This window comes from Pantoea sp. sgz302252 (assembly GCF_047713085.1).
Lineage (GTDB): Bacteria > Pseudomonadota > Gammaproteobacteria > Enterobacterales > Enterobacteriaceae > Scandinavium.
Genome location: NZ_JBLFJW010000062.1, coordinates 1 through 9,323, shown reverse-complemented (window position 1 = coordinate 9,323; position 9,323 = coordinate 1). Strand labels below are relative to the sequence as shown.

Genomic DNA, 9,323 nt, shown 5'->3' with positions numbered 1-9,323 from the left:
TTTCTGTCCGTGGTGCTCCAGACCAGCACATTCTCCTGCGGGCAAAGATATCTGTCGTTCTCCGCGTCGTACACGAAGTGCTTCTTCTGATAGTCGTTCTGACCTTTATGCGGCCTGCGGTACCCCGGCACCAGCGCGATGTCCATCTCCTGCGTCAGATGGCACACCGGGGCCGTGAAGTACCCCGCATCCACGCCCACCGCCACCGGCTCCAGCCCGAAGCGTTCCACCTGATGTTTCAGCCGCCTGATAAACGGCTGACTGTCATGCACATTACCCGGCGTCACGAACGTGTCGGTGATGATGCCGTGCTTCCCGTCCACCGTCCGGTGGTCGAGGTAAAAGAAGCCCTTCGGTTTGTTGTCCCGGTGCATGAACCCGCTCTCCGGGTCGGTGGTGCTGACTTTGGTGTTCTTAACGGCTGCGCTTTCTGGCGTCTTTTTTGCGGCGGGCAGCGGCTTTTTTTCGTGCTTCTTCCTGTCGGCCTCCACCGCGGCATTCAGCTCCGCCAGATATTCGCTGACCCCTTCCGGGCGCAGCTCGTTCACCGCTTTACGCGGGTTGGCGTCGGCTTTCAGGTGGGTGCTGTCGGTGTAGAGTACGCGACCGTTAGCCATCCCCTGCGTCAGGGCCTGCATCACGATATGGTCAAAAATCTGTGCAAAGACGTCACTGTTGTTAAAGCGGCGAATGCGGTTCTGGCTGAGGGTGGAGGCGTCGGGGACTTTCTCGGTCAGGCCCATACGCAGGAACCAGCGGTAGGCCACATTGACCTGAATTTCCTTCACCAGACGGCGTTCGGACGGGATGCCGAAGAGATAGCCCAGCAGCATCATTTTAATCAGGCGGACCGGGTCGATGGCAGGCCTGCCGTTATTGGGGCAGTAGAGAGGCTTTACCGCATCGCGGATAAATTCGAAGTCGATGGCGGCATCGATTTTGCGGACCAGGTGGTCTTCAGGGACCAGTTCATCGAGGGTGATGGTTTCAAACTGGTACTGCTGCGGGGAGAGTTCTCTGAGCATGGCGGTCAGTCCATTAATTGTACTGACCCTATTAGATCAAAGTCCCGGCCTTTCGACCAGGACTTTGTCAGCAGTCTGGTTTTATCCTTCTTTGTCTGCAATTAAAGGCTGGATAAATATCCAGCCTCTATTATCTTAATCTATCTTAATCTTCCGCGCGCCAGATTGAGCCTTGAGTCGCTCATCTGCACCGCGTTCTGACTGATATGACAATGAGTGATGGCTATGGCCAGCGCATCGGCGGCATCCGCCTGCGGGTTTGCCGCCAGCTTCAGCAGGGTTCGCACCATATGCTGGACCTGCGTTTTTTCCGCCCCACCGTTGCCCACGACGGTTTGCTTCACCTGACGGGCTGCGTATTCAAAAACGGGCAAATCCTGATTGACTGCCGCCACAATCGCCACGCCACGTGCCTGACCAAGCTTGAGGGCTGAGTCGGCATTTTTCGCCATGAACACTTGTTCGATAGCAAAAATATCAGGCTGGAATTGAGTGATGATTTCCGACACACCGGCATAAATCAGTTTCAGACGCGACGGTAAATCGTCCACTTTGGTTCGAATACAGCCGCTACCGAGATAACTCAGTTGCCGCCCGACCTGGCGAATCACGCCATACCCGGTGACGCGTGAACCCGGATCAATACCGAGAATAATCGCCATCACGCGCCTCCGGTTGTTGTGAGATTAGCCCACGCCATTACAGCGTAGCCGCAACCTCATCAGAGATCTCACCGTTGTGGTAAACCTCTTGCACATCATCACAGTCTTCCAGCATGTCGATCAGACGCAGCAGTTTTGGTGCGGTTTCCGCATCCATATCGGCTTTGGTTGACGGGATCATAGTGACTTCAGCGTTGTCCGCTTTCAGGCCAGCCGCTTCCAGCGCATCCTTCACCGCACCCATTTCTTCCCACGCGGTGTAGACATCAATCGCGCCGTCGTCATAGGTCACCACGTCTTCAGCACCGGCTTCCAGCGCCGCTTCCATGATGGTGTCTTCATCGCCTTTCTCGAAGGAGATAACGCCTTTCTTGCTGAACAGGTAAGCAACAGAACCGTCGGTGCCCAGGTTGCCACCGGTTTTGCTGAAGGCATGACGCACTTCCGCCACGGTACGGTTACGGTTGTCAGACAGACATTCCACCATCACCGCCGTGCCGCCAGGGCCGTAACCTTCATAAATGATGGTTTCCATGTTCGCGTCTTCATCACCACCGACACCACGAGCAATCGCGCGGTTCAGGGTATCGCGAGTCATGTTGTTAGACAGCGCTTTGTCGATTGCCGCACGCAGACGCGGGTTGGAACCGGCATCGCCGCCACCCAGACGCGCTGCGGTAACCAGCTCACGGATGATTTTGGTGAAGATCTTACCGCGCTTGGCATCCTGTGCCGCTTTGCGGTGTTTGGTGTTGGCCCATTTACTGTGACCTGCCATAAATAACGTCTCCAAAAAGAACGGCCTTAGGCCGTTTTAATTACAAATTCTTCAATCGCCTGCCGGTTGCTCCACGACTTGGTGAGCGCGGCCGCCTCAGGGGCAGCGACCCAACGTGAGGCGAGATGTTCAGTTATCTCAACCTGACGTTCGTGAGGCAGCGCAAGACAGAACCACGATTCCGTATTGCGCTCAGTGCCCGGCGCATAGCGATGACGTAAATGCGTAAAGATTTCAAACTCTACCGTGCGCTGACAGTCAATTAAGGCCAACGGCTCTGAGGCAACGTCAATGGCGACCTCTTCCTTGACTTCGCGCCCGGCGGCTTGCAGCGCGGTTTCCCCCTCTTCCAGGCTGCCGGTAACCGACTGCCAAAAATCAGGATCATCGCGCCGCTGCAACATCAGCACCCGCTTCGTGTCCTGCGCGTAAATCACTACCAGAACCGAAACAGGAAGCTTGAAGGGCATATTACTTGTTCTCCGCAGACTCTTTTGGCTCTTTCGCCACAACCTGAATACCCAGTTCGGTCAGAGAGGCCGGATTCGCAAAGCTTGGTGCTTCGGTCATCAGACAGGCTGCTGCTGTGGTTTTCGGGAAGGCGATAACGTCACGGATGTTGTCGGTGCCGGTCAACAGCATGGTCAGACGATCCAGACCAAATGCCAGGCCCGCGTGTGGCGGCGTGCCGTACTTCAGAGCGTCTAACAGGAAGCCGAATTTCTCGCGCTGTTCCTGCTCGTTGATACCCAAAATGCCGAACACGGTCTGCTGCATGTCACCGCTGTGAATACGCACCGAACCGCCACCCACTTCGTAACCGTTGATAACCATGTCGTAGGCGTTCGCTACGGCATCTTCCGGTGCCGCTTTCAGCTCTGCCGCACTCATGTCTTTCGGCGAGGTGAACGGGTGGTGCATCGCCGTCAGACCGCCTTCGCCGTCTTCTTCAAACATTGGGAAGTCGATAACCCACAGCGGCGCCCATTTGTTTTCGTCGGTCAGGCTCAGGTCTTTGCCCAGCTTCAGACGCAGTGCGCCCATGGAGTCAGCAACTACTTTCTTGTTGTCTGCGCCGAAGAAAATCATGTCGCCATCCTGAGCACCGGTACGGGTCAGGATCGCTTCAATGATTTCAGCGTTGAGGAATTTGGCTACCGGGCTGGTGATGCCTTCCAGACCTTTCGCACGCTCGGTGACTTTAATATAAGCCAGACCTTTTGCGCCGTAGATCTTGATAAAGTTACCGTAGTCGTCAATCTGCTTACGGCTCAGTGCCGCCCCGCCAGGCACGCGCAGTGCAGCCACGCGGCCTTTTGCATCGTTCGCCGGGCCAGAGAACACGGCAAACTCAACGCTTTTCAGCAGGTCAGCAACGTCCACCAGCTCCATCGGGTTACGCAGGTCTGGTTTATCAGAGCCGTAACGACGCTCAGCCTCAGCGAAGGTCATGATCGGGAAATCACCCAGATCCACGCCTTTGATGTCCTGCCACAGGTCACGCACCAGCGCTTCCATCACTTCACGCACCTGTGGTGCGGTCATGAAGGAAGTCTCAACGTCTATCTGGGTGAATTCAGGCTGACGGTCAGCACGCAGGTCTTCGTCACGGAAGCATTTCACAATCTGATAGTAGCGGTCGAAACCGGACATCATCAGCAGCTGTTTGAACAGCTGAGGAGACTGTGGCAGTGCGTAGAATTTGCCTTTATGAACACGGCTTGGCACCAGATAGTCACGCGCACCTTCCGGCGTGGCTTTGGTCAGCATCGGGGTTTCGATATCGAGGAACCCGTGATCGTCCATAAAGCGACGAACAAAGCTGGTGATTTTCGCGCGGGTTTTCAGGCGGTTTGCCATTTCCGGGCGACGCAGGTCGAGATAGCGGTATTTCAGACGCGCTTCTTCGGTGTTGACGTGGTTCGAGTCAAGCGGCAGCGATTCTGAACGGTTGATGATAACCAGGTCAGACGCCAGCACTTCGATTTCGCCGGTCGGCATCTCGCTGTTGACGTTTTTAGCATCACGCGCACGCACGGTCCCGGTGATTTGAATGCAAAACTCATTACGCAGTTCGGAAGCCAGTTTCAAGGCTTCGGCGCGATCCGGATCGAAGAACACCTGAACGATGCCTTCACGGTCACGCATATCGATGAAGATAAGGCTGCCGAGGTCACGGCGGCGGTTAACCCAACCACACAGGGTGACCTGCTGACCAACGTGGGACTGACGGAGCTGCCCGCAATATTCTGTACGCATGAGAGTTCCTTTAACTTAGCCGCAGGCACACTTGTCGCAGCTTTCGCTTAATATCACAACTGGATGAAAAAAGGGGGCTATTATACTGGAAATTCTGCCGCGCGATAAGTCCGTCGCGCACCGGGCGTACGTTTGCTGTACGTAAAGCGGGTGTACTCACAAAAATTAACAAATTTTGTGGCCCGCACACGGGGCGACTCATCGTATTGTTAGCGTCCTAATGATGTGATTTTACGGGGATAATGATGTTGGAACTGAACGCAAAGAAAACGGCACTGGTGGTTATTGACCTTCAGGAAGGCATTTTGTCCTTCGCCGGTGGCCCGCACGCTGCTGATGATGTGGTAGCGAAAGCGGCAAAACTGGCCGCCAAATGCCGCGAGCAGGGATCGCCCGTTGTCATGGTTCGCGTCGGCTGGTCCGCAGATGGCGGCGACGCGGTGAAAACGCTGGTCGATGCCCAGGCTCCAGCGCACGCGCTGCCGGAAAACTGGATGACCTACCCACCAGCGCTGGGTAAAAAAGACACGGATATTGAAGTCACCAAACGCCAGTGGGGCGCGTTCTACGGCACCGATTTGGAGCTTCAGCTTCGCCGTCGCGGTATCGATACTATCGTTCTGTGTGGCATTTCCACTAACATCGGCGTGGAATCCACCGCCCGTAACGCGTGGGAACTGGGCTTCAACGTGGTGATTGTGGAAGACGCCTGTAGCGCAGCAACCGCGGAACAGCATCAGGGCAGCATGACCAACATCTTCCCTCGTCTGGGGCGCGTGCGCAGCACCGAGGAAATCCTCAAAGCGTTATGATTTACATCGGCTTGCCGCAATGGTCGCACCCGAAATGGGTGCGGCTTGGCATAACCAGTCTGGAAGAGTATGCCCGCCACTTTAACTGTGTGGAAGGCAACACCACGCTCTATGCCTTGCCAAAAGCCGAGATTGTTCAGCGCTGGCGTGACCAAACCACCGATGATTTTCGCTTCTGTTTTAAATTTCCGGCCACCATCAGCCACCAGGCTGCGTTGCGCCATTGCGAAGACCTGACCGCCGAATTTTTTCATCGCCTGTCGCCGCTGGAAAATCGTCTTGGGCAATACTGGCTTCAGTTGCCCGCAGCTTTTTCACCAGCCGACCTCCCTGCTCTGTGGCATTTTCTGGATAGTTTGCCCAAAGCGTTCACCTACGGCGTCGAAGTTCGCCATCCGCTTTTCTTTATGAAAGGCGAAGAAGAGCAGCAGTTGAATCGCGGCCTTCATCAACGAGGCGTGAACCGGGTGATTCTGGACAGCCGTCCGGTGCACAGTGCGAAGCCACACAATGAAGCCATTATTGACGCTCAGCGTAAAAAGCCGAAAGTCCCCGTGCATGCGGTGGTGACCGCCAGTAATCCGATGGTGCGTTTTATCGGCAGCGACGATATGGCACAAAATCAGGCGTTGTTTGCCGTCTGGCTTAAAGCCCTGCCTAAATGGACGCAAACCACCACGCCTTATCTGTTTCTGCATACGCCGGATATTGCCCAGGCCCCGGAACTGGTCGATACGCTGTGGAAGAGTCTGCAAGACGTCCTGCCACAAGTCGGTTCCGCACCCGCTATCCCAAAGCAAACTTCGCTTTTTTGAGTTATCCTTCCTCGAATAGTCAGTGCTGTCAGCCAGTTTAAAAGGGAGTTTGTATGGTAAGCGCGCTATACGCCGTGTTAGGTGCGTTGCTGTTGATTAAGTTTTCTTTCGATGTGGTTCGCCTGCGTTTGCAATATCGCGTGGCCTATGGCGACGGCGGTTTTAGCGAGCTGCAATGCGCCATTCGTATTCATGGCAACGCGGTGGAATACATCCCCATCGGCCTGCTGTTGCTGCTGTTTATGGAGATGAACGGCGCCGAAACCTGGATGGTGCACGTCTGCGGGCTGCTGTTGATTGTCGGGCGCCTGATGCATTACTACGGTTTCCATCACCGTCTGTTCCGCTGGCGTCGTTCAGCGATGAGTGCCACCTGGTGCTCGCTTGCGCTAATGGTGCTGGCAAATCTCTGGTATCTGCCGTGGGAGTTGGTTTTCTCCCTGCGTTAGCGCACAATACGCCGTTTTTTATTTTCTGGAATCACGTTATGTCCCATCGCGACACGCTTTTTTCCGCGCCGATCGCAAGCCTCGGCGACTGGACCTTCGATGAACGGGTAGCAGAAGTTTTCCCCGATATGATCCAACGCTCGGTGCCCGGTTATTCCAACATCATCTCGATGATTGGTATGTTGGCCGAGCGCTTTGTTAAGCCGAATACTCAGGTTTATGACTTAGGCTGCTCGTTGGGCGCGGCCACGCTTTCCGTGCGTCGTAACATTGCCACGGAAGGCTGCAAAATCATTGGCGTAGACAACTCGCCCGCGATGGTAGAGCGCTGCCGTCGTCATATCGACGCTTATAAAGCCCCAACGCCGGTGGAAATCATCGAAGGCGATATTCGCGACATTGAGATTGAGAACGCCTCGATGGTGGTCCTCAATTTCACGATGCAGTTTATTGAGCCGCCGGAACGTCAGGCGCTGCTGGAAAAAATCTGCAAAGGCCTGAACCCAGGCGGGGCGCTGGTGCTGTCCGAGAAATTCAGTTTCGAAGACCACAATGTCGGCGAACTGCTGTTTAACATGCACCACGACTTTAAACGCGCCAACGGCTACAGCGAGCTGGAAATAAGCCAGAAGCGCAGCATGCTGGAAAACGTGATGCTCACCGATTCTGTCGAAACACACAAAGCGCGTCTGCACGCCGCCGGGTTTGCTCACAGCGAACTGTGGTTCCAGTGTTTCAACTTTGGCTCGCTGATTGCGCTGAAAGCCGGGGCTGACGAATGATTGAGTTTGGCCATTTCTATCAGCTCATTGCTAAAGATCCGCTACTGTCACGCTGGCTGGAAACGCTGCCTGCACAGATTGGTGCCTGGCAGCGAGAAGGCGTTCATGGCCTGATGAAACAATGGACCCGCGCGGTCGAATTCATGCCTGAAATTCAGCCGTGGAAACTGGATTTGCTGCACAGCGTCACCGCCGAAAGCGAACAGCCGTTAAGCGAAGGTCAGTTGAAACGGATGGACGTGCTGCTGCGCAATCTGATGCCGTGGCGCAAAGGGCCGTTTTCGCTGTATGGCATCAATATCGATACCGAATGGCGTTCGGACTGGAAGTGGGACCGCGTGTTGCCCCATCTGTCTGACTTAACCGGACGCACTATTCTCGATGTTGGCTGCGGCAGCGGCTATCACATGTGGCGCATGATTGGCGCGGGCGCAAAACTGGCTGTTGGTATCGATCCGACGCAGTTATTCCTGTGTCAGTTTGAGGCGGTGCGTAAATTGCTGGGCAACGATCAGCGTGCTCACCTGCTGCCGCTCGGCATTGAACAACTGCCAGCGCTCAATGCGTTCGACACTGTGTTTTCGATGGGCGTGCTCTATCATCGCCGTTCACCGCTGGAGCATCTCTGGCAGTTGAAAGATCAACTGGTGAGCGAAGGCGAACTGGTGCTGGAAACTTTGGTGGTGGAAGGCGACGAAAACACCGTGTTAGTGCCGGGTGACCGCTACGCGCAGATGCGTAACGTTTACTTCATTCCTTCCGCACCGGCACTGAAACAGTGGCTGGAAAAATGCGGCTTTGTGGATGTGCGTATCGTCGATATGAACGTGACAAGCACCGAAGAACAGCGTCGTACCGAGTGGATGACCACCGAATCGCTGGGCGATTTCCTCGACCCGAACGACAGCAGCAAAACCATCGAAGGCTACCCTGCCCCGCTGCGGGCGGTGATTGTGGCGAAAAAGCCTTAAATTGCCGGATGGCGCTATCGCTTATCCGGCCTACGCGTTTTGTAGACCCGTAGAAGCGAAACGCCGCCAGGCGTTGCATAATAAATATCCTCCGGCATAGCCGGAGGTTTTTCATATGCGCCTATAAGGCTCTGTCACCAGCAGCGCCCTAACAGGCGCATCACGATCTGACATTTGCATCTATGGATTACTTACGGCCCGTAAACGGGCTACCCGGATAGGGGATCGACAACTGCTCACCCATTTTATCCTCTTCCAGTTGGTGCTTTATGTATTCCTGTATCCTGGTCGTATTTTTTCCAACCGTATCAACGTAATACCCTCGGCACCAAAACTCCCTGTTACGGTATTTGAACTTCAAATCCCCAAATTGCTCATAAAGCATCAGGCTACTCTTGCCCTTCAGGTACCCCATAAAAGCCGATACACTCATTTTCGGCGGGATCTCCAGAAGCATGTGGATGTGATCCACACAACATTCCGCTTCAAGAATATTCACGTTTTTCCATTCGCACAGCTTTCTTAAGATACTGCCTATCGCTTTGCGTTTTTCACCGTAGAACACCTGTCTTCGGTACTTCGGCGCAAAAACTATGTGATATTTACAGTTCCATCGGGTGTGCGCTAAGCTCTTTTCGTCCCTCATTGGGACCCCCTTTTGATTTCTTGTTGAATGTTTGCAGTTGCCAGACCGCAACCTGTTTTAACAAATCAAAAGGGGTTTTTAGAACCGACTCAAAGCTGAAAGCTTTACTGAACCCCCAGCCTAG

General features: G+C 54.6%; 11 protein-coding genes. 5 read left to right on the top strand and 6 right to left on the bottom strand.

The genetic code is table 11. The annotated features are described in order from the left end of the window. From ACLW56_RS24630 to aspS, 5 genes are all read right to left on the bottom strand, one after another. On the bottom strand, positions 1-1,025 hold a 1,025-nt coding region (locus ACLW56_RS24630; protein WP_330986249.1), incomplete at its 3' end, for an IS1182 family transposase. Positions 1,026-1,165: 140 nt separating this feature from the next. Next, the gene (gene ruvC, locus ACLW56_RS24625; protein ID WP_330986248.1) at positions 1,166-1,687 is read right to left on the bottom strand and encodes a crossover junction endodeoxyribonuclease RuvC; all 522 of its coding nucleotides are present in this window, start codon (positions 1,685-1,687) and stop codon (positions 1,166-1,168) included. Between the two features lie 37 nt (positions 1,688-1,724). Further along, complete coding sequence (locus ACLW56_RS24620; RefSeq protein ID WP_330986247.1) at positions 1,725-2,465, bottom strand: YebC/PmpR family DNA-binding transcriptional regulator; 741 nt, start codon at positions 2,463-2,465, stop codon at positions 1,725-1,727. 26 nt (positions 2,466-2,491) lie between these two features. Continuing rightward, positions 2,492-2,935, bottom strand: coding sequence for a dihydroneopterin triphosphate diphosphatase (gene nudB, locus ACLW56_RS24615; RefSeq protein WP_330986246.1), 444 nt, complete (start codon positions 2,933-2,935; stop codon positions 2,492-2,494). Between the two features lies 1 nt (position 2,936). Further along, positions 2,937-4,724 (bottom strand): aspartate--tRNA ligase, encoded by a 1,788-nt coding sequence (aspS, locus tag ACLW56_RS24610; RefSeq protein ID WP_330986245.1) that lies wholly within the window; start codon positions 4,722-4,724, stop codon positions 2,937-2,939. A gap of 245 nt (positions 4,725-4,969) precedes the next feature. Here aspS and ACLW56_RS24605 point away from each other — a divergent pair, with 245 nt between their 5' ends. Genes ACLW56_RS24605 through cmoB form a run of 5 tightly spaced genes read left to right on the top strand, consistent with a single transcriptional unit; the run spans position 4,970 to position 8,553 of the window. Further along, a complete protein-coding gene (locus ACLW56_RS24605) occupies positions 4,970-5,536 on the top strand; it encodes a hydrolase (RefSeq protein WP_330986244.1) in 567 nt (188 codons plus the stop codon). Beyond that, positions 5,533-6,351 carry a DUF72 domain-containing protein gene (locus ACLW56_RS24600; RefSeq protein WP_330986243.1) on the top strand — a complete coding sequence of 273 codons (819 nt, stop codon included), beginning with the start codon at positions 5,533-5,535 and terminating at the stop codon, positions 6,349-6,351. The genes ACLW56_RS24605 and ACLW56_RS24600 overlap by 4 nt, the downstream gene beginning before the upstream one ends. A gap of 53 nt (positions 6,352-6,404) precedes the next feature. After that, on the top strand, positions 6,405-6,800 hold the full coding sequence (locus ACLW56_RS24595; protein WP_330986242.1) for an MAPEG family protein: 396 nt from the start codon (positions 6,405-6,407) through the stop codon (positions 6,798-6,800). A 38-nt stretch (positions 6,801-6,838) separates the two neighbouring features. After that, positions 6,839-7,582 (top strand): carboxy-S-adenosyl-L-methionine synthase CmoA, encoded by a 744-nt coding sequence (cmoA, locus tag ACLW56_RS24590; protein WP_330986241.1) that lies wholly within the window; start codon positions 6,839-6,841, stop codon positions 7,580-7,582. After that, positions 7,579-8,553, top strand: a complete 975-nt coding sequence (gene cmoB, locus ACLW56_RS24585; protein WP_330986240.1) for a tRNA 5-methoxyuridine(34)/uridine 5-oxyacetic acid(34) synthase CmoB — start codon at positions 7,579-7,581, stop codon at positions 8,551-8,553. Before cmoA ends, cmoB begins: the two co-directional genes overlap by 4 nt. Before the next feature lie 187 nt (positions 8,554-8,740). On the opposite strand, the gene tnpA is transcribed toward cmoB, so the two are convergent. Next, on the bottom strand, positions 8,741-9,199 hold the full coding sequence (gene tnpA / locus ACLW56_RS24580) for an IS200/IS605 family transposase (protein ID WP_330981770.1): 459 nt from the start codon (positions 9,197-9,199) through the stop codon (positions 8,741-8,743). Positions 9,200-9,323: the final 124 nt, after the last annotated feature.